Origin of the sequence: Kushneria aurantia DSM 21353 (genome assembly GCF_000382245.1) — a bacterium.
GTDB lineage: Bacteria > Pseudomonadota > Gammaproteobacteria > Pseudomonadales > Halomonadaceae > Kushneria > Kushneria aurantia.
The window spans coordinates 1-23483 of record NZ_KB907886.1 but is presented as its reverse complement, the minus strand read 5'-3'; the positions used below and the strand labels follow the sequence as shown (position 1 = coordinate 23483).

At 64.2% G+C, this 23483-nt stretch carries 23 protein-coding genes; 7 read left to right on the top strand and 16 right to left on the bottom strand.

Translation table 11 applies throughout. From position 1 onward, the window contains the following. Nucleotides 1-2: 2 nt before the first annotated feature. The 3 genes from H146_RS0114770 to H146_RS0114760 form a co-directional block, all read right to left on the bottom strand. Nucleotides 3-824 (bottom strand): mechanosensitive ion channel family protein, encoded by an 822-nt coding sequence (locus H146_RS0114770; protein WP_019952663.1) that lies wholly within the window; start codon nt 822-824, stop codon nt 3-5. Between the two features lie 61 nt (nt 825-885). Further along, nucleotides 886-2061, bottom strand: coding sequence for a hypothetical protein (locus tag H146_RS0114765; protein WP_019952662.1), 1176 nt, complete (start codon nt 2059-2061; stop codon nt 886-888). 270 nt (nt 2062-2331) lie between these two features. Continuing rightward, the gene (locus tag H146_RS0114760; RefSeq protein WP_019952661.1) at nt 2332-3123 is read right to left on the bottom strand and encodes a sulfite exporter TauE/SafE family protein; all 792 of its coding nucleotides are present in this window, start codon (nt 3121-3123) and stop codon (nt 2332-2334) included. A 242-nt stretch (nt 3124-3365) separates the two neighbouring features. On the opposite strand from H146_RS0114760, the gene H146_RS0114755 reads away from it, so the two are divergent. Genes H146_RS0114755 through H146_RS0114745 form a run of 3 tightly spaced genes read left to right on the top strand, consistent with a single transcriptional unit; the run spans nt 3366 to nt 6636 of the window. Further along, nucleotides 3366-5195, top strand: coding sequence for a glycoside hydrolase family 15 protein (locus tag H146_RS0114755; RefSeq protein ID WP_033195767.1), 1830 nt, complete (start codon nt 3366-3368; stop codon nt 5193-5195). 55 nt (nt 5196-5250) lie between these two features. Continuing rightward, nucleotides 5251-6387, top strand: a complete 1137-nt coding sequence (locus H146_RS0114750) for a GGDEF domain-containing protein (protein WP_019952659.1) — start codon at nt 5251-5253, stop codon at nt 6385-6387. A gap of 42 nt (nt 6388-6429) precedes the next feature. Continuing rightward, nucleotides 6430-6636, top strand: coding sequence for an AEC family transporter (locus tag H146_RS0114745; RefSeq protein WP_019952658.1), 207 nt, complete (start codon nt 6430-6432; stop codon nt 6634-6636). A 14-nt stretch (nt 6637-6650) separates the two neighbouring features. Here the strand turns inward: H146_RS0114745 and H146_RS0114740 are convergent, their stop codons facing one another. From H146_RS0114740 to H146_RS19520, 5 genes are all read right to left on the bottom strand, one after another. Continuing rightward, a complete protein-coding gene (locus tag H146_RS0114740) occupies nt 6651-7868 on the bottom strand; it encodes a PQQ-dependent sugar dehydrogenase (protein WP_019952657.1) in 1218 nt (405 codons plus the stop codon). Nucleotides 7869-8035: 167 nt separating this feature from the next. Next, nucleotides 8036-9298, bottom strand: a complete 1263-nt coding sequence (locus tag H146_RS0114735; RefSeq protein WP_019952656.1) for a D-mannose isomerase — start codon at nt 9296-9298, stop codon at nt 8036-8038. Between the two features lie 91 nt (nt 9299-9389). Next, nucleotides 9390-10253 (bottom strand): SDR family oxidoreductase, encoded by an 864-nt coding sequence (locus H146_RS0114730; RefSeq protein WP_019952655.1) that lies wholly within the window; start codon nt 10251-10253, stop codon nt 9390-9392. A 56-nt stretch (nt 10254-10309) separates the two neighbouring features. Next, the gene (locus tag H146_RS19525) at nt 10310-10654 is read right to left on the bottom strand and encodes an EthD domain-containing protein (RefSeq protein ID WP_019952654.1); all 345 of its coding nucleotides are present in this window, start codon (nt 10652-10654) and stop codon (nt 10310-10312) included. Nucleotides 10655-10665: 11 nt separating this feature from the next. Then, the gene (locus H146_RS19520; protein ID WP_019952653.1) at nt 10666-11508 is read right to left on the bottom strand and encodes an antibiotic biosynthesis monooxygenase; all 843 of its coding nucleotides are present in this window, start codon (nt 11506-11508) and stop codon (nt 10666-10668) included. Nucleotides 11509-11659: 151 nt separating this feature from the next. On the opposite strand from H146_RS19520, the gene H146_RS0114715 reads away from it, so the two are divergent. After that, complete coding sequence (locus H146_RS0114715) at nt 11660-12355, top strand: IclR family transcriptional regulator (protein WP_019952652.1); 696 nt, start codon at nt 11660-11662, stop codon at nt 12353-12355. Between the two features lie 231 nt (nt 12356-12586). Continuing rightward, nucleotides 12587-13210 (top strand): homoserine/homoserine lactone efflux protein, encoded by a 624-nt coding sequence (rhtB, locus tag H146_RS0114705; RefSeq protein WP_019952650.1) that lies wholly within the window; start codon nt 12587-12589, stop codon nt 13208-13210. A 1-nt stretch (nt 13211) separates the two neighbouring features. Here the strand turns inward: rhtB and dcm are convergent, their stop codons facing one another. From dcm to H146_RS0114675, 6 genes are all read right to left on the bottom strand, one after another. After that, a complete protein-coding gene (gene dcm, locus H146_RS0114700) occupies nt 13212-14384 on the bottom strand; it encodes a DNA (cytosine-5-)-methyltransferase (RefSeq protein ID WP_019952649.1) in 1173 nt (390 codons plus the stop codon). A gap of 43 nt (nt 14385-14427) precedes the next feature. Beyond that, nucleotides 14428-15222: an ABC transporter ATP-binding protein gene (locus H146_RS0114695; protein ID WP_019952648.1), complete on the bottom strand. Its 795-nt coding sequence runs from the start codon at nt 15220-15222 to the stop codon at nt 14428-14430. Nucleotides 15223-15251: 29 nt separating this feature from the next. Beyond that, on the bottom strand, nt 15252-16316 hold the full coding sequence (locus H146_RS0114690; protein WP_019952647.1) for a FecCD family ABC transporter permease: 1065 nt from the start codon (nt 16314-16316) through the stop codon (nt 15252-15254). Then, the gene (locus H146_RS0114685; RefSeq protein ID WP_019952646.1) at nt 16313-17509 is read right to left on the bottom strand and encodes a multidrug effflux MFS transporter; all 1197 of its coding nucleotides are present in this window, start codon (nt 17507-17509) and stop codon (nt 16313-16315) included. Before H146_RS0114685 ends, H146_RS0114690 begins: the two co-directional genes overlap by 4 nt. Before the next feature lie 78 nt (nt 17510-17587). Next, nucleotides 17588-18793 (bottom strand): pyridoxal phosphate-dependent aminotransferase, encoded by a 1206-nt coding sequence (locus tag H146_RS0114680; RefSeq protein WP_019952645.1) that lies wholly within the window; start codon nt 18791-18793, stop codon nt 17588-17590. A gap of 48 nt (nt 18794-18841) precedes the next feature. Next, complete coding sequence (locus H146_RS0114675; protein WP_026352014.1) at nt 18842-19798, bottom strand: LysR family transcriptional regulator; 957 nt, start codon at nt 19796-19798, stop codon at nt 18842-18844. A 257-nt stretch (nt 19799-20055) separates the two neighbouring features. On the opposite strand from H146_RS0114675, the gene H146_RS0114670 reads away from it, so the two are divergent. Further along, nucleotides 20056-21444: a GntP family permease gene (locus H146_RS0114670; RefSeq protein ID WP_019952643.1), complete on the top strand. Its 1389-nt coding sequence runs from the start codon at nt 20056-20058 to the stop codon at nt 21442-21444. Between the two features lie 93 nt (nt 21445-21537). On the opposite strand, the gene H146_RS0114665 is transcribed toward H146_RS0114670, so the two are convergent. Beyond that, nucleotides 21538-22038 (bottom strand): Hsp20 family protein, encoded by a 501-nt coding sequence (locus H146_RS0114665; protein WP_019952642.1) that lies wholly within the window; start codon nt 22036-22038, stop codon nt 21538-21540. A gap of 197 nt (nt 22039-22235) precedes the next feature. Continuing rightward, the gene (locus tag H146_RS0114660) at nt 22236-23105 is read right to left on the bottom strand and encodes a LysR family transcriptional regulator (protein WP_169433489.1); all 870 of its coding nucleotides are present in this window, start codon (nt 23103-23105) and stop codon (nt 22236-22238) included. 145 nt (nt 23106-23250) lie between these two features. On the opposite strand from H146_RS0114660, the gene H146_RS19515 reads away from it, so the two are divergent. After that, a partial coding sequence (locus tag H146_RS19515) for a transposase (protein WP_019952640.1) occupies nt 23251-23483 on the top strand: 233 nt, incomplete at its 3' end.

The window sequence follows — 23483 nt, the reverse complement described above, 5'->3', positions numbered from 1 at the left end:
GCTCAGCCCGCCACACCCGCCGCCGTTGCCGCGATCTCCACGCCGCCCCGGGCGTGAATCGCCTCCTTGCCGCGCACGGTCAGGTCACTTCGGAAGCTCCCCTGGTCGCGCATGTCGAAGGGGTAGGCGCGAATCTCGTAGTGGGTGCCCCATTCGGTCTGCTCGACAAACACGATGACCGGCCGGTCGTAGTCGAGCCAGGCGCTGGTCAGCGCCACGTCGCGCAGGGCGGCGCGCAGCTGGTAGCTGTCGTGGCGCGGATCGAGGTAGAAGTCGGTAACGCACATCAGGGTGCGGGCGCCGGCGTTGGCGTTGCTGATGTGGCTGTCCCACAGTTTGAGATGTGGCACGGTGATGGTGTCGTCATGCAGTGTCTGCAGCTGAATGGCACGTAGCCCCACCGAGCGAACCTCGCCGTAGTCGTCGCCGATTTTGACCCAGTCACCGGCTCGCCAGGGTTTCTCGAACAGTGCCACCACGCCGGCAATCAGACTGCTGATGTAATCCTTGAAGGCGAAGCCCACCGCCACGCTGGCGGCACCTGCAATGACGAGGAAATTCTGCAGGGTGACGTTAAAGATCAGCGGTGTAATCCACAAAATGGCGACGGCCAGCGCCAGCAGGCGAAACAGCGGCACGGTACCCAGCAGCAGCAGCCGGGTACGCTTGGGGCCGCGCTCGGCAAGCCAGGGCAGTGTGCGGCGTACCAGTGCGATAGCCAGCCAGGTGCCCAGCAGGATCAGTATGACCGAGACCAGGTCGATGTTCTGGAAACTCCGCAGTAGCTGCTCGCCGCTGTCGCTGGCGCCGATTGAGTCGCTCATCGTTTACTATCTCCCTGTGTTGCAGTGCTGTCCCGACCTGATGACAACCCGATCGCGACACTCAGTTGCGATCAAGCGGAAAGCCGGCAGTTGCCAGGCCATTGCGAATGGCGGGATAGGCTGCCGATACGATACGTAGCTGACCGTCGTGCTGTTCTATAAGGCCGGCACCCAACAGAGCATGCAGCATCGGGCGCGGCCCGGGGTCCGGCAGCACGCGCTCCAGCTCGGTGCGCGCCAGCGCGCCGTGAATCAGTAGTGCATGCAGGATCAGCAGCGCGCGTGAATCCCCGCTGCCGGGCAGGGAAAACTCGTCCAGTGCCACCACCCACAGGGTCTGCTCATCTTCGAAGGGCAGCGGTTCGCTGCTGTCGTCGTCTTCCATTTCAATGCGTGAGCGCAGGCTGCTGCGCCACAGATCGCGCGCTACCCAGGGGATGCCACGGCTATGTGCCGCCAGCACCTTGAAATAGTTACTTTCGGGCTGACCCTTTTCATCGGTGGCAAAGATATCCTGGCCGCTTTCACGCAGCCGGAAGCGAGTGCCCGAGAAATCATCATCGGCCACACTATTGGCCAGCCACTGGCATAGGCGCTGCTCGTCGAAAGGCTGGAAGGTGAGCGGTTCGGGCAGCATAAGATGCGCCTCGATGGCACGGCCGAGATAGGCCCAGCCCCAGCTCTGGCAGCCGATCACACAGTGGCGTTCCAGACCGGCGATTTGTTCCAGCAGCCGGCGTACTGCTTCCAGACCGCAGCGATGGCGCATGAACCACTCTTCAAGTCGGGGAATGACCAGCACGCCTTCGCCATGGAGATCGGGGATTTCAACCGCGACTTCTTCAAGCAGCGTCTCACGCTTTGGCGTCGACAACACTTCGTGCCCCTTTCGCCGGGCCCACTCGCCCAATAGTTCATGACGATAGCCCGGTGGCATCACGATCAGCTGCAGCCAGCGCGTCGGTCGTATTTCTTGCGACCACGCATCCAGCGTCATGGCGAGCTCTTTGAACAGCGGTTCGCAGTGCGGTGGCGCCACCCTGTCTCTGTCGTTCAGTGCGTTGATGTCACGCTGAAGGCGGTCCTCGGCGATGATGGGGCGCTCTTCATGGCGTGTCAGCATGCGTTTGGTGCGACGAATCGCCATGCGCAACGCCTCGCGCTCCGGCCAGGGCGGTGGGCTGAATTCACTCAGTGGAATAAAGGGGCGGTACTCGAAGGCGTTAAGATCGGTCATGAGCTTCAGGTCGATGCGCTTTGACGAAAAAGCGCCCGGGGATGGGTGGCGTCTGCCGTCATTATAGCTTTTGGGCGGCCACGAATGCCGGACTTTTCCGAGTGGAATGTTTCACGTGAAACATCTGTCTGCCACCCGGCCCCCGGAGCGATAAGATTCAGTGGCAGGGAGTTTTCTAACTATACTTCGTTGCTATTAATACATTAGCGTACGATGCCGATAACAGGCTCAAGGAGGTTGAGCAGGGCGTCGCCAACAGTGCGTTCATGGTCATATCAGAAAGCTGATGCCGATAGCGACCAGTAGTAGTGCAAAGAGTCGCTTGAGCAATTTCTGGGGCAGCTGATGGGCCAGCCGCACGCCCAGCCGCGCCGAAACCATGCTGGTCAGCGCGATGCCAAGCACGGCCGGCAGGTAGACATAGCCAACGCTCCAGGCGGGCAGGTTGCTCTGGTCGTGGCCGAACCACATGAAGGAAAGAGCGCCCGCTATCGCGATCGGCAGGCCGCAGGCTGCTGAAGTGCCCACCGCCGCGCGCGCGGGCAGGTTGCGCCACAGCAGAAAGGGGACGGTAAGCGAACCGCCGCCGATGCCGAAAATCGACGAGGCCCAGCCGATAATACTGCCGCCGCCGATCAGCCAGCTGCGTCCCGGCGGGCGGTAGGTGTCATCACCGCCCCCCGGACGTAGATCAAAAGCGATCTGAATGGCCATCACGATGGCGAAAAGGCCAATCAGGAACTGCAGCTGCTGGCCGGGAATAAGCGTGGCCGTGAGCGCACCGAGAGCGCTACCGGCCACAATGCCCAGGCTCATCCAGCCGACCAGCGGCCAGCGTGTGGCGCCCTTTTTGTGGTGGCCGTAAATCGAATTGAGTGAAGTGAAAATGATAGTGGCAAGCGAGGTGCCGACCGCCATCTGGGTCACCACGGCCGGGTCGATATTCAGCAGGGTAAAGCTGTGTACCAGTACCGGTACCATGATCAGGCCGCCACCCACGCCGAATAGACCGGCCAGAACACCGGCGACAGCGCCGAGCAGCAGATAGAGCAGAAAAATCATGGGTCTCTTTCGGGCCTCGCGTTGAAAGGGTGAAGTCGTTTCTGAAGTGCCGGCCAGAATAACCTGTTTGGCGGCGACTTAAAGTCGTGAAAAGCCGAGCAGTGCGTGTTGATTGCACTATGCGACGGCCTGTGGGTCTCAATATCGAATATCGATAGAGGTGTCAGGGCCGTTTGGGTAATGCGGCGCGACACGGTTTAACGCCTTCCACTGTCAACCTGTGTAGCGATAAAGAGGCAGCAATGAGTTTGAGACATATGGATAACCCTGTGCGCTGCGACGGTTTCGCACCGCTTGAAGACTACGCCGCTATCGGCGAGGGACGCTCTGTGGCGCTGGTAGCGCTCGACGGCGCCATCGATTGGTGGTGCGCGCCGAGTATGGACAAGGCGCCGCTGTTCGATCGCCTTCTTGAACCTGAAGTAGGCGGTTACTTCGCTCTGACGCCTTGTGCCGAGGAATATCGCGTCGAGCGATGCTATCGCGACAACAGCAACGTGCTGGAGACGGAATTTATTACCGACAGCGGTCGGGTGCGCGTTACCGAGTCGATCAACAGCAATAATGCCGGGCGCCTGCCCTGGTGTGAGCTGGCGCGCCGGGTAGAGGGCCTCGAGGGCGAGGTCGAGATGAGCGTGAGTTTCAGAGCCGGGACCCATACCGAAACGGCCAGCCCCTGGCTGCAGAAGACACCGATCGGCGAGGTTTTCAATATCGGTGATCTGAAGGTCATGCTGCGTTTTTCCGATGACGTTCGGGTCGATACCTGCGGCGATCGCGGTGCCGAAGCGCGACTGACGACGCACAGGGGTAGCCGGTCGATGGTGGCGCTGCTGGCTGCCGAAGGCGAGCCGCTGGCCGTGCCTTCGGTCGCGCGAATCGACCGACACATCGAGATCAGCGATGTTGCCTGGCGCAGCTGGGTGGAAGGGCTTGCCTTCGACGGCCAGTATGTCGAGCACGTTCATCGCTCGGCGCTGGCGCTCAAGTTTCTGCTCTATTCGCCCAGCGGCGCGCTGGCGGCGGCGGCGACGACCTCGCTGCCGGAGCGGATCGGTGGCGACAAGAACTACGACTATCGCTATGCCTGGGTGCGCGACGCCTGCCTGATGATCAAGGCCTTCGTGCATGCCGGCGCTATCGAGGAGTCGCAGGCGGCCTTTTCGTGGCTGGTCCGGACGATTCGCCGTCACGGCCCCGATATGCAGGTGTGTTACACCCTGCAGGGCGACCTGATTCCCGCCGAACAGTATCCGCCCCTGGCCGGCTATCGCGGTTCGCAGCCGGTGCGGGTGGGCAACAATGCTCGCGGTCAGCTTCAACTGGGCATGTTCGGCGACATGCTGGCGACCGCGTCGCTGTTTATCGATGCCGGCCACATTGTGGATATCACTACCGCCAGGCTGCTGTGCGATCTTGCCAACCAGTGTGCCGACCGCTGGCGCTTTCGCGATTCCGGCATCTGGGAGCTGCCCGGCGATGTGCAGCACTATACCCACTCCAAAATGGCCTGCTGGCAAGCGCTCACTCACGCTATTAAGCTGGCCGACCAGGGTTACCTGGAGCCTACCTGGCGCGCGCGCTGGTCGCGCGAGCGCGAGCGAATCGAGACCTGGGTCAACGCGCACTGCTGGTGTGAATCGCGCGGTGCCTATGTCATGCATCCGCAGACTCAGGGGCTCGACGCTGCCCTGTGTTTGATGCACCGCTTCGGCGCCGAGAACAATCGTGAGCGCATGCGCTCAACCTATGACGCCATTCGGGCGGAGCTGGGACGCGACGGCGCGCTGCTTTATCGCTACTCCGGCAGCGAGGAGGAGGAGGGTGCTTTCGTGGCCTGTTCGTTCTGGATGGTGGAGGCGCTGGCGGCGCTGGGTGACAAACAGGTGGCTGAAAACCTGATGGACCGGGCGCTGAAGGCCTGTAACGGCAATCTGGGGCTACTGACCGAGATGGTCGATCCCGGAACCGGTGCGCATCTGGGTAATGTGCCCCAGGGGCTCAGTCATCTTGCGCTGATCTGCGCAGCCAATGCGCTCTCCGGAGGGCTGCTTGAGGACAATTGTTACTAGACTGCGCCTTTTGCTCAGGCGTCTGAGGCTGGCGCGCTCGGAAAGCAAGCGACATATGAGCCTGCCCCGCTGGCGTTTGATGCGCTGGCTGTCGGGCTGTGAACGTGACCTCCCCGAAGAGGTACTGCGACAACTGGTGGATGGGCCGATCAACTGGCTGCCGATCGTGCTGGCCGGTATCGGCTCGGCTCTGCTGGTCACCACGGCTTTAGCGCTGGAGAGCGGCTCGGCAGTGTGGGTGCAGCTGTCGCTGCTGCAGTGTGTTTTTCTTGTCTGGCGCCTCGAATTGCAGCGCCGCCTGCGCCACGATCTGAAAACGAAGCGCGAGGCTCGGGTCGACGGCATCATGCTGCATCAGCTGCTGTGGGCCGCCTCGCTCGGTGTCATGGCAGTCGCCGGGCTGATGGCGGGTGGTGCCGCAGCGACACTGTCCATTGCGGTGATGCTGGTCGTGGCCAGTCTCTGTCCGGCGCTGTGTATCGGCCGTCCACGCCTGTCGCTGACGCTGGTGCTGCTGTGCGACCTGCCGCTCAAGCTGGCGGTGCCCTTTCAGTCGGAACCGCTTTATTGGGTTTTTATCCTGCAGGGCCCTGTCTTCTGGCTATTGATGGACTGGTTTTCTCGCCAGCTCAGCGCCCAGACAGAAGCGTCGCTGCTCAAAAGCTATCGGAGTCGCCTGGAGGCCGACTACGATCACCTGACGCGCCTCTATAGTCGTCAGGGGTTTTATCGGGCGGTGTCGTTGATGCGACGCCGGCTGGCCGGTCGTGTACCGGTGGCGCTGCTTTATGTTGACCTCGACGGTTTCAAGGACGTCAACGACCGGCTGGGCCATGAGGAGGGGGATAATCTGCTGATCCAGGTGGCCGACTGTTTTCGTGATGTGCTGCGTAACGAGGACCTGGTGGCGCGCTGGGGCGGTGATGAATTCCTGCTGCTGCTGCCGGGGGCCGATGAGAAGACGCCGGTGGTCATCGCCGAGCGCCTTTTGAGGGCCATCCGCGAGATGCGCCAGGATGATACCCGGATCGATGCCAGTATCGGCATCAGCCGGCTGGAAGACGCCCGCGATCTAAAACGTGTGGAGCTTGAAAAGCTGATCCGTCGGGCCGACCACGCGCTCTATCGCGCCAAGAACGAAGGCAAGGGGCGTTATCATAGTGCGTTCGAAGCGGAAAGTGATAACGCTTGAGGGTCTACAGATAACTTTAATTTAAAAAATAATCTCGATGCGGTGTTTCCCGCCTGGCTGCTGGGGCTGCGCGGTGACCTCTGGAAGGCGGCGTTTCTGATCGGCGTGCTGCCCAGCGCTACCGCCGTACCCACGCTGGCGCTGAACAGCGGTATCTACTCGGATGAAGCGGCGGCGACCGTACTGGTCAGTACGCTCTTCGCCATCGTCACCATCAGTGCGGGGATCGCGGTCGCGGGGCTGATGTAGCCCCGCTCGGACGCTCAGGACTGCGGCGTGACGCGAATCAGCGCGCCGTCTTCCTGATCGGTCAGCAGCCACAGCGCGCCGTCCGGCCCCTCGTCGACATAGCGGACCCGGCCCAGCGTCTCCAGATAGCGCGCTTCGCCGCTGACCCGGTCATCGTCCAGCGTCAGCCGGACGATGCCGCCGGGGCTCAGCGAGGCGATCAGAATGTCGCCCTGCCAGCCATCGAAGCGCTCACCGGTGTAGAAAACCATATCGCCGGGGGCGATCACCGGGTCCCAGTAGTAGACCGGCTGCGCCATGCCCTCGTGCTGCGTGATGCCCTCACCGACCGGGGCACCCGAGTAGGCCTCCCCATAGGTGATCACCGGCCAGCCATAGTTGAGGCCTGCCTCGGGGCGGTTGAGTTCGTCGCCGCCCTTCGGGCCGTGCTCGATGGTCCACAGCTCGCCGGTGGCAGGATCAAGATCGGCACCCTGGATATTGCGATGTCCCAGCGACCAGATGGACTGGCCGGCGTCGTCGCGATCGGCGAAGGGGTTGCTGTCCGGCGTTGAGCCATCGGCGTTGATGCGGACTACCTTGCCGATGGTGTTGTCGGTCGTCTGCGACAGCTTGCGCGCTTCGTCGTCCGAGCGCTCGCCGAGGGTAATCCACAGCTCGCTGGTTTCGCTCCACACCAGTCGTGAGCCGTAGTGGCGCGTGGAGTCCCAGGCGGGCTGCTGGCGGAAAATGACTTCCACGTCAGTGAGCCGGTCGCCGGCCTCGTTCAGACGACCGCGTGCTACGGCAGTGGCTGTTTCACCGCCTTCGCGCGGCTCGGCATAGCTCAGGTAGACCCGGCGCTCGCTGGCGAAATCGGGGCCGAGTACGACATCCAGCAATCCACCCTGGCGACGGTTATCGACCTCGGGGACGCCTTCGATCGGCGTCGAGATATCGCCGTTGGCCGTCACCCGGCGCAGCCGGCCGGGGCGCTCGGTCACCAGCATGTCGCCATTGGGCAGAAAGGCTAGCCCCCAGGGATGGACGAGGCCGTCGGCGACCGTTTCGGTGGTCAGCTCGATGGTGTCTTCAAGCTGAGGCGCGCGGGTCTGCTGTGGGAAGGCGGGCTCCTGTGACGGCACATTGGGTGGGCCGGTAGGCACCGGCTCGGCGGCGGCCGGCGCGGCGGCCAGCAGGGTGGCGATCAGCGGCGTGGTCAAAAGGGGCGACAGGAAAGGCGTAGCACGCATGGGCAATCTCCCGAGGGGTTGAATCAGGGTGTCCTGTTGGGTTCACCCTCGCATGCAACTGGAAGGAACGCCTGCATCGATAAGGTTTGGCTTAAGCCAGTGGGCGGTCGCAATGCCAGGCTCTGATCCCCAAAGCCTGACAGCCCTCGGATTGTGAACAGCGCAACCTAAAGCGCGCCCTCGGCGATCGCCCGCGCCATGGTGGGGGCCAGCGGCAGGCGCGGCAGCAGGGTCGCCTGGAAGGCGTGGTAGAGATCCGGCTTGCCGCTCCAGAGCTGGTTCGAGGGGCGGTTGTGGTGGTCCAGCTCCTGCCACCAGCTGCCACGCTCGCGGTCGATCATGAAGCGCTCGATGTAGTCCCAGAAACAGCGATACCAGCGCTCATGGGTGCTGTCGCCGGTGCGCGCGTGCAGCGCCGCGGCGGCACTGGCGGCCTCCGCCACCGGCCAGTGCAGCCGCTCGTGTACCAGCGGGTTGTTGTCCCAGTCATGGGTATAGAGCAGTCCGGGCTCGCCGTCGACGCACCAGCCCAGTTCGGTGGCGCGCTGAAACAGTCCGCGGGCATCCTCCAAAAGCCAGCCCGGCGCGCTCTCGCCGTGGCGCAGCAGGCCGGCCTCGAGGTGCACAAGCAGCCGCGCCCACTCGAAGGCGTGCCCCGGCGTCGCGCCGTAGGGGCGAAACTGATCCTTCGGTCTATCGCTGTTGTAGTCGCGCCACTCGTGCCAGTCACTGTCGAAATGCTCGACGATGCGGTAGTCGTTGGCGCGCGCGTGGCGGTGGATGAGCTTCTCGGCGATAGAGAGGGCGCGCTGTCGCCACAGCGGGTTATCGAGCACATCGGCGAGCTGCAGAAAGGCCTCGGTCGAGTGCATGTTGCTATTGCCGCCGCGATAGGCTTCGCCTTCGGACCAGTCGCGGGAGAAGCCTTCGCGCATCCCGCCTTCGTCCTCCGACCAGAAGCGCGCTTCGATCACCTTGAGCACGTCATCGAGCAGCCCTTTGGCATCAGCGTTGCCGGATTGCCACGCGCTGGCAGCGGCGAGCGCCACGAAGGCGTGGATATAGGCCTGCTTGGATGGCGCCTCGCCCTCGCGGGGCAGTTCGCTGTACCAGCCGTCATATTCGCTGTCCTGCAGCGCACCCTGCAGGGCCGCCACGCCGTGAGCGACCAGTGGTGCTGCGCCGGGCACGCCGCGCAGGGTCGCCAGCGCATAGCAGTGGGTCATGCGGGCGGTGATCATGGTATCGGGACGGGCGTCGTCGGGCAGTCGACCGTCGTCGTCCAGCGCCGCAAAGCCGCACTCCGGATGGCGCGAGGCGCGGTAGAAGGCCAGCAGGCGCTGCCCCTCGGCTTCGAGCCAGTCACGGTGCGAGCCACGTTGCAGCCAACTGCCGCCGGGCGGCGTGGCGCCTGCAGTGATCTCCATCATGGTGACAATCTCCGTTGCAAGGACGATGAGCCGGACAGGTCGCAGGCAGGGGCCTGCGACCCGCCGAGGCGGTGTTGGCTGTTGAAGGGCGTCAGCCGTTGACGATCACGCCGCCGTTGAGATGCAGCGTCTGGCCGCTCATGAAAGAGGCATCCAGCGAGGCCAGAAAGACGTAGCAGGGGCCCAGCTCGCAGGGCTGGCCGGCACGCCCCATCGGCGTCTCGGAGCCGAAATCCTCCAGCATCTGGGGGTCATGGGCGCCCAGCGTGGCCGGCTGTAGCGGTGTCCATACCGGCCCCGGCGCGACCGCGTTGACGCGAATGCCACGTCCCACCAGCTGGTTGGAGAGCGAGCGGGTAAAGCTGACAATGGCGCCCTTGGTGGCGGTGTAGTCGACCAGAAAGTCGGGGCCGATGTAGGCGTTGACCGAGGTCGTGTTGATGATGGCATCGTCTTCACCCAGATGCGGCAGCGCGGCCTTTGTCAGGTAAAACATGCCGTGCATGTTGGTGGCAAAGGTCTGCTCCCACTGTTCGTTGCTCAGTTCGGTGAGGTCATTGCTGACCTGCTGGGTGCCGGCGTTGTTGACCAGAATATTGAGGCCGCCGAAGTGGTCGACGACGCGCTGGACCGATTCAGCGCAAAAGGTGGCGTCGCGAATGTCGCCGGCGATCAGCAGGCAGCGGCGCCCTTCGGCCTCCACCAGTCGTTGGGTCTCCCGGGCGTCATCGTCTTCGCTCAGATACATCACCGCCACGTCGGCACCCTCACGGGCGAAGTGGATCGCTACCGAGCGGCCGATACCGCTGTCGGCACCGGTAATCAGCGCGATCCTGTCGGTGAGTTTGCCGCTGCCGCGGTAGTCCGGGCGGATATGCATCGCTTGCGGCTGCATCGGGCCCTCTCGGCCGGGCAGTTGCTGTTGCTGGGCGTGAATGTCGGTTTTGCTGACCATGGGGCAACTCCTTTGCGGGTTCAGTAAGCAGCGTGGTGTAAAAGACGCTGGATGGATTATGAGGCGATGATTTCGGTCTGTTCGCCGACCAGAATCAGGGTGTTGTCGTGATCGAGAAAGGTCTTCTCGTCTGGAAAGACCTGCTGTTGATAGGTGGCCGAGCCCAACACGGTTCGCATCCCTTCGGCACTGTCGAACCAGAGCTCGGCGGTGCCGTCGTAGTCTGCCTGCGGTACCGGAAAGTCGCCCTCCGACGGATGGGTCTGGATATAGCGCAGCACATGCTGCGCGGCTTCCGGAATGGAGCGAAACAGCGGGCCGTGGGTCTCGATATGGTGGCGCACGAACTCGGCGTGGCTGATATCGGGATGGCGTTTGAGCAGCATGGTCATCTTGATCATGGCGAAATACCTCAGGGGTGTGGGGTCCAGCGCAGGGTTTTGGCCTCGTCGGCGTTGCCGGGCGTGTTCGAATAGTCGATGCCGTCCGGGTAGCTCAGCAGTTCGACCAGCATGCCCCAGGGGGCACGCCCGTAGACGCCGGCGTTATGGGGCCCGTCCTCGACCCCGGCCAGCGGGTGCGTCGGCGACAGCAGCTCGCCGCCGGCGGCCTCGAAACGTCGCGTGGCAGACTGAATGTCATCGACGTAGAGGCCGAAGTGAGTCAGGCCGATATCCTGCAGTCGCGGTGGCGCCTGCTGCTCGCCATCTTCCATCTGGAAGATTTCGAGACAGGGGCCGTTGCCGATGCGCATCAGGCGCATGTGCACGATGCGGGTGCCGGCGCTCAGGCCGAGCTCCTTCTCCGGGCCTTCGCCCGCCATATCCTCGCCGTCGCGCGGCAAGACGTCGTAAACGCGACGGGCGCCGAAGGCGTCGGCAAAAAACAGCGACGCGGCCTCGACATCCGGCACGGTCAGGCCGATGTGATCAATGGCGCGAATTTCGGCAGGTGAATCGTCCGGCTCGCCGAGTGGCGCAAGCTCGGTCACGCTGGAGCCGCCGCCTTCGGCAAGCGACTCGAGCGCCGCATTGAACTGCTGCGTATGCGGCATGGCCAGATGGCGCTGGAAGGCGTCGTCGTCGCGGTACTCCTCGATGATGACAAAACCCGAGGCGTCGCTGGCCTCGTGGGTTTCGAAGCGGATATTGCCGGCCTCCCGGCGTACCCGGCGGGCCAGCGCTTCAACGTGATGCCTGACCTGCGACGTTTGACCCTCGACAGGCGTAATGCGAGCCATCATGGAACGTGTCATGCTGAACTCCCTTGTGAATTGCCGCGTGTGAAGTCATCAGGGCATTGCGTTATTCAGATAATCGCAAGGATAAATTTAGTATCAGGGAATTTATTTTCAAATATTTTTCTGATATTCAATATTGATGAATATTAGCCAGAATAATCCTGCCATGATCCAGTCGATCGAGCGTGCTCTCAACATTCTGGAATGTATCGCCAACGCCGGTGGTGCCCTGCGCCTGCAGCAGATCGCCGAAGCCGCCGAGCTCAGGACGACGACCGCCCACAACATTCTCAAGACGCTGGGCGCGCTCGGCTATGTGCGGCGTCGGCCGCACGACACCCGCTACTATCTGGGTGATCGTATCCTCAACATAGCGCGTATCGCCGGTGACGACAGCGGCCTGCGCCGGCGCCTGCGTCCCCATCTCGAAGCGATGGCCGCGCACAGCGGTGAAACGGTGTTTCTGGCCGTGCCCTCCGGCGATGAGGTGTTTTTCCTCGATGCCATCGAAAGCCCTGAAGCGCTGCGCACCGCCAGCCAGCAGGGGGAGCGCACGCCGATGGAGGGGTCGGCCATCGGCCTTTTGTTTCTCGCTTTCATGCCAATGCTCAGACAACGCATGCTGGCGCTGCACACCGATCGCATCGGTTCCGCCATCACCGAGGAGATCGAAAGTATCACTGCTCGCGGCTACGCCCTCGATGAACAGAATTACCAGCAGGGGTTGAGCTGTGTGGCCGTGCCCTGGATAGAGGATGGCGAGCTGCGTGCCGGTTTCGGCCTCAGCGGGCCGAGTGTGCGCCTGCCCAAATCGCACCTGGAGACGCTGGCGGCCATGATGCAGGGCTGCTGTGAGGGGTAGAGGGAGTGTGCCGGGGAGCGTGTGCGCCCGATAAAACAGTGTGCCGGAGAGCACGAGGCGATGATGACCGCGCTGGAGCGCCGCGATGCCACGGCGCTGATCGGGGCCATCGGCACGCATCTGGGCAATGCCTGGCAGAGGATGCAGGATATGGTGTAGTCGGTCATTTCACTGCCACCGCTTGCAGCGTATGATTTTGCTCCCCCCTTTTCATTGGCGCCGAGTTTGGTGATGTCCGTGGAACTTTTCTGGGCCTTTCTGGCCGCTTCTCTGCTGATCAGCATTACGCCCGGCGCGGGCGCGATCAACACCATGTCCAACGGCCTGCGCTACGGCCTGCGGCGTACGCTGCCGGCGATCCTCGGTCTTCAACTGGGGCTGGGCATTCAGATTCTGGTGGTGGGCGTGGGGCTGGGCACGCTGCTGGCCTCCTCGGAGCTGGCCTTTGCGCTGATCAAGTGGGCCGGGGTGGCCTATCTGATCTATCTGGGCGTGGCCAAGTGGCGCGAGCGGGCGGTGGCGCTGGAGGCCGGCGGAGCGCCGCCGGCCGCCGAGCCGGCGCTTGTCCGCTTTGGCAAAAGCGTGCTGGTCAACGTCACCAACCCCAAGGCGACGATCTTTCTGATCGCGCTGCTGCCGCAGTTTCTCGACCCGACGCTGCCACGGGCGCAGCAGTTCACCGTGATGGGCGTGACCATGATCAGCGTCGATGTACTGGTGATGTGCGGCTTCGCCGGGCTGGCCACGCTGATCGCCCGCTGGCTGCGCTCACCGCGCCAGCAGCGCCTGCTCAACCGGCTGTTCGGCGGGCTCTTTGTGCTGGTGGCCGGGCTGCTGGCCAGCTATCGGACCTGATTCAGCCGGCTTGAACCGCCTGCCCGCGCTGGGCCGCCAGCGCCCGGGCAATGCGCGGTGCCATCATTGCGGCGATGGCGCCGAATACCGGCACTGCCACCGAGTTGCCGAACTGGCGGTAGGCCTGGGTGTCGGAAACCGGAATCACGAAGTCCGACCTGCCCGGGGCGTCGAAGCCCATCAGCCGGGCGCATTCACGCGGCGTGAGCCGCCGCGGGCGGTGGGCGAGGTTGTGCGCGCTGTCGAAATCAAGCGCCGGGTCGAAGCCGCGGTCGACCAGAATCTCCGAGCCATCCTTGTGGTAGCGCGCCGACAGGGTGCGGGCGGTGTCGTTGGCGCCGGTAAGGCCGAAACCGAAGCCGTTACCCTTTTCGCGATGCTTGCGAGCGTAGTCGAACAGATAGCGCCACAGCTTCGGTGAGAGAGTGTATTTCTCCGCCACCTCGGGCTCCAGCAGCTCGCCGAAGCTCGGCCGCGCGGTGGGATAGTGCTGCGCCAAATCGCACAGCGAAAACCCCTCGTGAACGTTCAGATCGCGCCGAAAGCCCACCAGCACGATGCGCTCGCGGTGCTGCGGCAGGAAATGGCGGGCGTCGACCACCCTGGGGTCGCGCGCCTTCGGCGCCGCGACGTCGGCCACCGCATAGCCCAGCTCGTCGAGGGCCTCGGTGATCACCCGGAAGGTCTTGCCGCCGTCGTGGCTCTTGAGGTTCTTGACGTTCTCGAGCAGAAAGCAGGCCGGTCGCTTGGCGGCCAGAATGCGCGCCACGTCAAAAAAGAGCGTGCCCTGGGCGTCGCACTCGAAGCCGTGCTTGCGCCCCAGGGCATTTTTCTTCGATACCCCGGCCAGCGAGAAGGGCTGGCAGGGAAAGCCCGCCAGCAGCACCTCGTGATCGGGGATCTCGCCGTCGATATGGCGATAGGCGCTCTCCTCGTCGACGTCGGGGCGGCGGCTGAGGGTGATGTCGCGAATATCCGCGTTGAAGCGGTGGCGGCCGACGTCGCAGGGGTAGTTGGCGCGATAGGTGCGCACGGCCCAGCGATCCCACTCCGAAGTGAATACGCACTCACCGCCAATGGCGTCGAAGCCGCGGCGCAGGCCGCCGATGCCGGCAAACAGATCGATAAAGCGAAAGGCCGGGGGCGTGGTGGAAGACGGTGGCACTGCGCTCATGGGTTTCCGAAGTCGATGAACAGGGGGCCTACATTAAGGCATTTCACCGCTCCGGCCCAGGACCAGGTCTGTCTGTACGCGGTAGATAGTGCACCTGCAGACAGCCGTGGTGGGGCGAGCGCTCGACCACCGCAGCGACACCGTAGACCTCGTGAATGCGCTGCGGTGTCAGCACTGACGCCGGCTCCCCGGCGGCTACGACGCGACCTGCTTTCATCAGTACCAGCTGATCGCAGAACATGGCCGCGAGATTCAGATCGTGCAGCGCCATCACGCAGGTGGTCTCCAGCCGACGAATGAGCGCGAGGATATCCAGCTGGTGCTGAATATCGAGGTGGTTGGTGGGCTCGTCGAGCAGCAGTTCGCCGGGTTGCTGGGCCAGCGCGCGGGCGATATGCACCCGCTGGCGCTCGCCGCCGGAGAGGGTGTGCCACTGCTGATGGCGCCGCTCGCTCATCGCCACCCGGGCCAGCGCCTGCTCTACCGCGGCGCTGTCCTCGCCGCGCCAGCCGGCCAGCAGCGAACGCCAGGGCGTGCGCCCCAGCCGCACCACGTCGAGCACGGTAATGTCGGCATCGGTGGTGGCGCTCTGCTCCACCAGTGCCAGCCGCCGGGCGAGATCGCGCCTTTTGAGCCGCGTGAGCGGCACTTCGTCGAAAGTGATCACCCCCGCCGAGGCGCGCCGCAGGCCACACAAAAGGCGTAACAGCGATGACTTGCCGGCCCCGTTGGGGCCCAGCAGCCCCACCGTCTGGCCCGGCTGCAGCGCCAGACTGACCCGGTCGACGATCAGCCGGCCGGCGGTCGACCAGCTCACCTCATGCGCCTCTATCGGCATTTTGAAGGGCTCCAAAACGTGGTGAGCGCTTACATTGGCGGTCGCGCGCGGTAAAGAATAATGGCAAATACCGGCGCGCCCACCAGCGCCGTGACCACGCCGATCGGCAGGCTCTGACCCGGTACCACCAGCCGCGAGACGAGATCCGCCAGCACCATGAAGATGGCACCGGTCAGCAGCGCGGTGGGCAGTAGCCGCACATGGGTGGGGCCTACCACCAGCCGCGCGGCGTGGGGAATCACCAGGCCGACGAAGCCGATGGCGCCCACCATGCTGACCATCGCCGCGGTCAGCAGCGCGGTGACGGTGAACAGCAGCAGTCGCACGCCGCGCACCGGAATGCCCAGTGCGGCGGCGGCGTCCTGACCGAAGGTGAAGGCGTCCAGCGCCCGGGCGCAGGCCAGACAGGTCACGAAGGCGACCGCTACCACCGCCAGCGCCAGCTGTACCTCCGGCCAGCGCACCCCGCCAAGATTGCCCAGCAGCCAGAACATGATACCGCGCACCTGCTCGGCGCTTGCCGAGGTGCTGACGATCCAGGCGGTGAGGGCGTTGAACAGCTGTGAACTGGCCACTCCCGCCAGGATGATCCGGTTGGGCCGGCTGGCGGCGCCGCTGGAGAGGGCCACCACTGCCGCGAAGGCGCCCAGCGAACCGACGAAGGCGCCCAGTGAAAGGCTGACCGCGCCGCCACCCAGGCCCAGTACCATCACCGCTACCGCGCCGGTCGAAGCCCCCGCCGAGATGCCCAGTACATAGGGTTCGGCCAGCGGATTGCGCAGCAGTGCCTGCAGGATGGCGCCACACAGCGCCAGCCCCGCACCACAGCAGGCGGCCACCAGCGCACGGCTCAGGCGGTAGTCGCGTACGATGCTCTCGTGAATGCGATCGAGCGGCACGTCACTGATCCCAAGAGCGTTGCCGATCGCCGCCAGGGTGGTGGTGAAGGGGATGCGGATCTCACCGATCGATACCGCCAGCGCGATCGCTGCCGCCAGCAGCAGCAGCCCGGTGCCGTAGAGCAGTACGGGCAGCAGCAGGGTGCGCCTCGCGGCGCGGGGGGCGCGGGTATCGGGCGTGCGCAGCGGGGTCATCGCTCCTCGCGCAGCGACAGCGCCAGCATCGCAAGACTGACCGCCGAGCACAGCGCCATCGCCAGCAGTATCGGCAGCACCGCATGAGGCAGCTGTGCCGAGAGGGCGCTGGCGATACCGGCAATACCGAACTGGGAGGCGCCCAGCAGTGCCGCGGCGGTGCCGCTGTTGACGCCGAAGTATTCGATGAAAGCGGCCTGATTGTTGGGCGCAATCGCCCCTCCCATGCCGATGGTCAGCATCATCGCCGGCAGGAAGAGCCACAGCCCGCCGTCGAACAGGGTAATGACGATCAGCGCCACAATGCCCAACGCCTGCACCATGGTGGCCGTGCGCAGAATGGGCCGCGAGCCGAAGCGCTCCAGTTGGGTACGGTTGATGAAGTTGGCCAGCAGCATGATGATCACGTTGGCGCCGAACAGCAGCCCGAAGCTGTGCGCCGAAGCACCGTAGTGGCTCTGATAGATGAAGGAGGCGTGGGTGATGAAGATCATCAGCACTGAAAACGACGCCGCCTGCCAGAACAGAAAGGGCAGCGCCCGGTAGGTGGTGAGCACCGCGGCGTAGCGTTTGAAAAGGCTCATGCGTGGCCCCGGCGCGGCTGCTGTGGCGCCTTCGCCGCGCCGCGCCGGGCGAAAGATGATCAACTCCAGCACTGTCATCACTACCAGCGCGTAGAGCGCCAGAAACAAAAAGATGAAGGTCCAGCCGCCGATCGCCAGCAGCGCACCGCCGATGCTGGGGGAGACGGCGGGAGCGGCCATCATGATCAGCCCGATCAGACTGAAAAGGCGTGCCGCCTCGACGCCCTGCACCCGGTCGCGCACCAGCGCCGGTACCGCCACCAGCGCCCAGCCCGCGCCGAACGCCTGCAGGGCGCGAAAGGCGAGCAGCGTCTCCAGTCGCTCGCTCTGCCAGATCAGCAGACTGGCGATGACAAAGAGGGCCAGCCCCACGAACACTACCTTCTGCCGCCCCAGCTGATCGGAAAGCGGCCCGCCCACCAGCTGACCCAGCGACATGATGAAGATATAGACCGACACGCTCAGCGATATGTCATCGAGCCCCACGCCGAGATCGGCGGCCATGGCCGGAAAGGCGGGCAGATAGGCATCCAGCGAGAAGGGGCCGATGGCGGCTGTCATCGCAAGGGCGATCGCGATCGGCAGTTGGGAGCGGCTCTGGAGACTCATGCGCAGTGACAACCGGTGCAGTATGAAGGGGCGCCATTATGACAGCTGCGGCTGATGATCAAACCATGGCGCCCGGACCTAACCTTCGAGTTTCGACAGCGCCAGCGTAATACGCTCGCAGGCCTCGCCGAGCAGCTCGGTATCGGCGGCAAAGGAGATGCGAAAGAAGGGCGACAGGCCGAAGGCGCTACCCGGCACCACGGCGACGTGCGCGGCCTCCAGCAGATAGCCGGCGACATCCGCGTCGCTCTCCAGCGTTTCGCCCTGAGGGGTGCGCCGACCGATGACGCCGTCGCAGCCGATAAACAGATAAAAGGCGCCTTCCGGCAGGCGACAGGACAGGCCGTCGATGGCGTTGATCGCTTTGGCGCAGAGATCACGGCGCTGACGAAAGACCGCGTTACGCTCCTCCAGGAAGTCGTGAGGGCCGCTCAGTGCCTCCACCGCGGCGGCCTGCGAGATGGCGCTGGGATTGGTGGTGATCTGGCCCTGCAGGGTCGCCATGGCGCGGATCAGATCGCGCGGGCCACCGCCGTAGCCGATACGCCAGCCGGTCATGGCGTAGCCCTTGGAGACGCCGTTGACGGTCAGGGTGCGTTCCACAAGCTCGGGCACCACCGCAGCCAGCGAGTGAAACTGCCAGTCGTCGAAGGTGATCGGCGCGTAGATATCGTCGCACAGCACGAACACCTGCTCGTGGCGCTTCAACACTTCGCCCAGCGCGATCAGTTCGTCGCGGCTGTAGCCGGCGCCGCTGGGGTTGCCGGGCGAATTGAGTACCAGCAGCCGGGTACGTTCGGTGATGGCCGCTTCGAGCTGTTCGGGGGTGAGGCGAAAGCCCTGCGACTCGGGGCAGGGCAGACAGACCGGTTCACCGCCGGCCAGGCGCACCATGTCCGGGTAGGAGACCCAGTAGGGGGCGGGGATGATCACCTCGTCAGCGGGGTCGATCAGCGCCAGCATGGCGTTGAAGATCACCTGCTTGCCGCCGGTGCCTACCGAAATCTGGTCGCTGGCGTAGTGCAGGCCGTGGGCCTGCTCGAAGCGTGCGACGATGGCCCGCTTGAGCTCGGGCGTGCCGTCGACGTCGGTGTAGCGGGTCTGCCCCTCGTCGATGGCGCGCTTGCCGGCGCGGGCGATATGGTCGGGAGTGTCGAAATCGGGCTCGCCCTGCGACAGGGCGATAACGTCTATCCCTTCACGACGCATCTCGGCGGCGCGCCGCGTGATGGCAATCGAAGCGGAGGGCTGAATCTGCGCCAGCCGGCGGGCGAGTCGGGTCATGGGGGCTCCATTCGAGCGAACCTGAGAGAGGCCCCCAGGATAGCGCGTTCAGCGCCGGGATGCACCGTCACCCTCTGCAGCCAGTTCCCGCAGCACGCGCATCATGGCGGCCACGCCGGGTGGCAGCTGCTGGCGGCGCAGGCTGATCAAGCCATAGGGCTGCACGCTCAGCCGTCCACCGGTATTGATCACTGCAAAGCGTGCCGGGTCGCATAACAGCGTGGCGACGCGACGGGTCAGTACGGTCACGAAACTGCCGGTTTCGACCAGCGCCAGGGCGACCGCCGGGTCGGCGCTGTCAACGGTCGAGGCCGGCATGCCCAGGCCCCGATGGCGTACCAGCTCCTCGATGCGCTGGCGCATCAGGGTGCCCTGCGGCTGGATCACCCAGGGCCAGTCGGTCAGCGCCTCCAGACCGGGCGGCGTATCGCCATAGAGCGGATGATCGCGATGGATGACAAAGGAGATCGCCTCCTCCTCGATCTCCTCGAACACGAAGTGCTCGCCGGAGAAGCCGGCCGGAATGCGGGCGATAACGAAATCGTAATGCCCCTCCAGCAGCGCGCTGACCAGTGCCCGGCTGACATCCACCTGCACCGTGACCTGCAACCCCGGTCGCTCCGCCTGGATGCGCTCCAGCGCACGGGTCAGCAGCGACACCGCCGGTTCCATGACCGTGCCCACCCGCACCAGCCCGGCGTGGCCGGAGCGCACGGCGTTGAACTCCTCGCCGGCCATCTGCAGCTCGTCGAGCACCGCGTGAGCGCGCCGGATCATCAGCTCGCCCAGCGCATTGGGGCGTAGCCCGCGACCCTGACGATGAAAGAGGTTGGCGCCCAGTCGCGTCTCCAGTTCGCCCAGCAGCCGCGAGGCGGCCGGCTGGCTGATGCCCAGCCGTTCGGCGGCGCGGTGCAGGCTATGGTGCTCGTCCAGCTCGGCAAACAGCTGCAGGTGACGCAACTTTAGTCGTGACCGGATAAACCAGTCCTGGGTTAGATCGCCCATGAGGCAAGTGCTCCGCTCAATGAATACCCGAATTGTTATTAATCAATATGGTTATCGATAGTGGTATGGCTTCTTATATCGAGCATAACGTTATGGGCATGATGGCCAACAGCCCGCAGTAGCGCCCCTGGACCAATGGTGTATAGCGCCGACTCAGGGTTGTCCGGCCTTGTGCTGTTGGGCCATCGAATTGGCTCGTTTTTGGCTGTAGCCGTGCGCGCAACGCTGGCGCCGTCACGGCTTTCGGAGATCACACCATGGAAGAAGCCGCTCAGGCGTCGCTGTCGACGCCCATTTTGCTGACTATTTCGGCGATAGCGATCGCCGCGTTGCTGCTGCTGATTATCAAAATCAGGCTGCACCCCTTCTTTGCACTGGTGATCGTCAGTCTCTTCACCGCGCTGGCAACGCCCATTCCGGTGTCCGAACTGCTCTCCACGCTGCTCGACGCCTTTGGCTCCACGCTGGGTAGCGTGGCGCTGTTGATCGGCTTCGGTGCGGTGCTGGGCCGCGTCGTGGCGGTCACCGGTGGGGCACGCGTGCTCTCCGACACGCTGATCGAGCGGTTCGGCCGCGAGCGCGCCACCTTCGGGCTGGCGGTGGCCTGTCTGCTGTTCGGTTTTCCGATTTTTCTCGACGCCGCTTTCGTGGTCATGCTGCCGATCATCTACTCGCTGGCGCGGGAGCTGCGGATGTCGCTGCTGACGCTGGGTATGGCCGCCAGCGGTGCCTTTTTGATGATGCATGCGCTGGTGCCGCCGCACCCCGGTCCGGTGGCGGCGGCGGTATTTCTCGAAGCTGATGTCGGCCTGGTGCTATTGCTGGCGCTGGTCGTGGGGCTGCCCACCTGGTATGTGGCGGGGTATCACCTGGCCATGCTGGTCTCGAAGCGTCAGCCCTTCCATGACGTGCCGGATCTGATGGGCAACGACAGCGCCGACGAGCGCGACAGCCTGCCGGCGTTTGGCACCGTGATGCTGGTATTGCTGCTGCCGCTGGTGCTGATCTTCATCCACACCGGGCTGTCGACCCTGATCGAAACCGGCGTACTGCCGGAGGGCAACCTGCTGCTGCAGCTTTTGATGCTGATCGGCCAGACGCCGATCGCGATGCTGATCAGCACCTGCGTGGCGATCTATCTGCTGCTGCTGCGCGGTGCCGGCAGCGAGGCGATGGACAATATCAACGACGTGATCGACAAGGCGCTGGCGCCGGTCTGCAGCATCATTCTGATTACCGGTGCCGGCGGGATGTTCGGCGGCGTGCTGATCGCTAGTGGCATTGGCGATGCGCTGGCCGCCAGCCTCGACGCGCTGGGCATGCCGCTGCTGGTGGCGGGCTACGTGATTGCCGCGGCGCTGCGCATCGCCCAGGGCTCGGCCACCGTGGCGGGCACCACCGCCGCCAGCCTGATGGCCCCGGCAGTGATCGGTGCCGATATCGACGCCATTCAGAATGCGGCGATCGTGGTCGCCATCGGCGCCGGGGCCATCGGCTACTCCCACGTCAACGACTCGGGCTTCTGGCTGGTGGGGCGCTTTCTGAACGTGGAGACCAGTACCATGCTCAAGACGTGGACGATCATCTCCACCGGCATCTCGCTGATGGCCTTCGCGCTGTGCTGGCTGGTGTATTCGGTGGTTTAGAGCAAGCCCAAGCTCAAGCCCGGTCAGCGCCATGGCCGCAATGAAAACCCCGCCACATGGGCGGGGTCGAAGGTCGCGGCGAAGCGGGATCGATCAGACGCTGACGCGCTCGCGTTCGGTATCGAGGCTTTCACCGGCGTTGACGGCACTGTGGTCATCAATCGCCGCGTCCCCGTTGATGGGAATGCGACGGGCGCGCTGCTGTTCGGGCACCACGCGCTGCAGATCGACCATCAGCAGGCCGTTTTCCAGCCGTGCGCCGCGGATCTCGATGTTTTCGTCGAGGCGAAACGACAGGCGGAAGGGACGCCGTGCGATGCCACGGTGCAGCCAGGTGATCGACGTCTCGGCATCGGCGCTCTCTTCGCGCGTGCCGGTAATGGTCAGTAGCCGATTTTCGACGTTGACGTCGAGCTCCTGCTCGCTGAAACCGGCGGCGGCTACTGCGATGCGGTAGTCGTTGTCGCCGTGCTTCTCGACGTTGTAGGGCGGATAGCCGGGAGCATCGCTGTGCAGCGACTGCTCGAACAGATCGTTCAGACGGTCGAAGCCGATGCTGCGGCGAAAGAGCGGTGACAGGGTCATGGTGTTCATACAACCTCCTGATAGACAGCAAAGTCAGTAATTACTCGCAAACCTGAAAATCAGCGAATGCGGCCATTCAGGGCAGCTCGGTGAGCCCGTCCATTGACATTATGTTAAATAGTGGCGGTGCGCCGGCTTTCAAGAGGGGAGGGGAATATTTTTTGTATTGGCCCTCCATGACGAACACCCTTTGGACGCCAACAGACTCATGGCCTTCCGAGCAGGCCGCCGAGCCAACTCATGACAGCCTGTGCAGCGGCATCCGGGCGGCGTGACGAGGTGACAATACGATAACTGCCTTCTCCCGGTGTGGCGGTGCCAAAGGGAGCGACCAGCTGTCCGCTGAGCAGCGCGTCGTTGACCAGCGGCGTGCGACCGATGGTGATGCCTATACCTCTGAGCGCAGCGTTCATCACCATTTCGGTGGTATCCAGACGCATCTCCCGTTGGGTGGCAGGGAGATCGCGTTCGGCCGCCGTCGCCCAGCGCTGCCAGTCGTCGCTGTGCGCGCCGTTCAGCAGGCGGCGCTTCGCAAGTGCCTGTTCGGCGCCTTCGCGGGCCAGCTCGGGCGTGCAGACCGGAAAGGCGTATTCGGGAAAGGAAAGCGGGTCGTCTGACGTCGCCGGACAACGCTCGTAGCGCAGCGCCAGGTCGATGCCCATGGCATCGAGGTTCAGTGGGCGAGCCGTGGTAACCAGCTGCAGCATCAGGCCCGGGTTGTCGTTTTCGAGCTTCGCCACGTAAGGAATCAACCCTAGCGAGGCGACCACCGGCCCCACGGTCAGGGTGACGCCAGTGTCCGCCGGGGTACCGAAAAGGCGCTCGGTCAGGCCGGCGATCTCGGCCAGTGGTGCCGCCAGCTGGTCGGCGTAGCGCTGCCCGGTCGCCGTCAATTTGATACCGCGGCCGTGACGCTCTACCAGTGGCGTACCCAGATGATCCTCCAGCTTGCGCAGCTGGTGACTGACAGCGGAGTCGGTCACGTTGAGCCGCCGTGCCGCTGCCCGTACTCCGCCGCTACGGGCAACGGCCAGGAAGGTCTCGAGAGCGGCGAAAGGCGGTAGTGCAGATCTCATGATAAATCCGGAATGTTGAGCGAATTCGAACAGCATAGCTCGAAATCGTCACACGACAGTATACCCTGTGGGGCTCTAGCAGCCTGTCGGACTTTCCACGCCGGGCATGAGATAATACCGACATCCATCTGATCCCGGATCCGCCATGAGCCACTTCCGCCCTGTCGATCGCCACACGCCCTATCTGCTTCCGCCATCCGTTGATGAGTGGTTGCCTCAGGATCATCTGGCGCGCTTCATCGTCGAGGTCGTCGACGGCCTCGATCTGCGCGCGATGGTGAGCGCCTATGGCGGGCGCGGCAGCGCAGCCTATCACCCGTCACTGCTGTTGTCGCTGTTGATCTACGGCTATGCCAACGGCGTGTTCTCCAGCCGCGG

Bases quoted from the DNA above. Each gene is read 5' to 3' on its own strand.
- H146_RS0114770 (WP_019952663.1), bottom strand. From the start codon at position 824: ATGAGCGACTCAATCGGCGCCAGCGACAGCGGCGAGCAGCTACTGCGG.
- H146_RS0114715 (WP_019952652.1), top strand. From the start codon at position 11,660: ATGATCCAGTCGATCGAGCGTGCTCTCAACATTCTGGAATGTATCGCC.
- H146_RS19525 (WP_019952654.1), bottom strand. From the start codon at position 10,654: ATGATCAAGATGACCATGCTGCTCAAACGCCATCCCGATATCAGCCAC.
- H146_RS0114675 (WP_026352014.1), bottom strand. From the start codon at position 19,798: ATGGGCGATCTAACCCAGGACTGGTTTATCCGGTCACGACTAAAGTTG.
- H146_RS0114680 (WP_019952645.1), bottom strand. From the start codon at position 18,793: ATGACCCGACTCGCCCGCCGGCTGGCGCAGATTCAGCCCTCCGCTTCG.
- H146_RS0114730 (WP_019952655.1), bottom strand. From the start codon at position 10,253: ATGGTCAGCAAAACCGACATTCACGCCCAGCAACAGCAACTGCCCGGC.
- H146_RS0114695 (WP_019952648.1), bottom strand. From the start codon at position 15,222: ATGCCGATAGAGGCGCATGAGGTGAGCTGGTCGACCGCCGGCCGGCTG.
- H146_RS0114660 (WP_169433489.1), bottom strand. From the start codon at position 23,105: ATGAGATCTGCACTACCGCCTTTCGCCGCTCTCGAGACCTTCCTGGCC.
- H146_RS0114670 (WP_019952643.1), top strand. From the start codon at position 20,056: ATGGAAGAAGCCGCTCAGGCGTCGCTGTCGACGCCCATTTTGCTGACT.
- H146_RS0114765 (WP_019952662.1), bottom strand. From the start codon at position 2,061: ATGACCGATCTTAACGCCTTCGAGTACCGCCCCTTTATTCCACTGAGT.
- H146_RS0114665 (WP_019952642.1), bottom strand. From the start codon at position 22,038: ATGAACACCATGACCCTGTCACCGCTCTTTCGCCGCAGCATCGGCTTC.
- H146_RS0114690 (WP_019952647.1), bottom strand. From the start codon at position 16,316: ATGACCCCGCTGCGCACGCCCGATACCCGCGCCCCCCGCGCCGCGAGG.
- dcm (WP_019952649.1), bottom strand. From the start codon at position 14,384: ATGAGCGCAGTGCCACCGTCTTCCACCACGCCCCCGGCCTTTCGCTTT.
- H146_RS0114740 (WP_019952657.1), bottom strand. From the start codon at position 7,868: ATGCGTGCTACGCCTTTCCTGTCGCCCCTTTTGACCACGCCGCTGATC.
- H146_RS0114685 (WP_019952646.1), bottom strand. From the start codon at position 17,509: ATGAGTCTCCAGAGCCGCTCCCAACTGCCGATCGCGATCGCCCTTGCG.
- H146_RS0114760 (WP_019952661.1), bottom strand. From the start codon at position 3,123: ATGATTTTTCTGCTCTATCTGCTGCTCGGCGCTGTCGCCGGTGTTCTG.
- H146_RS0114755 (WP_033195767.1), top strand. From the start codon at position 3,366: ATGAGTTTGAGACATATGGATAACCCTGTGCGCTGCGACGGTTTCGCA.
- H146_RS0114735 (WP_019952656.1), bottom strand. From the start codon at position 9,298: ATGATGGAGATCACTGCAGGCGCCACGCCGCCCGGCGGCAGTTGGCTG.
- rhtB (WP_019952650.1), top strand. From the start codon at position 12,587: ATGTCCGTGGAACTTTTCTGGGCCTTTCTGGCCGCTTCTCTGCTGATC.
- H146_RS0114750 (WP_019952659.1), top strand. From the start codon at position 5,251: ATGAGCCTGCCCCGCTGGCGTTTGATGCGCTGGCTGTCGGGCTGTGAA.
- H146_RS19520 (WP_019952653.1), bottom strand. From the start codon at position 11,508: ATGACACGTTCCATGATGGCTCGCATTACGCCTGTCGAGGGTCAAACG.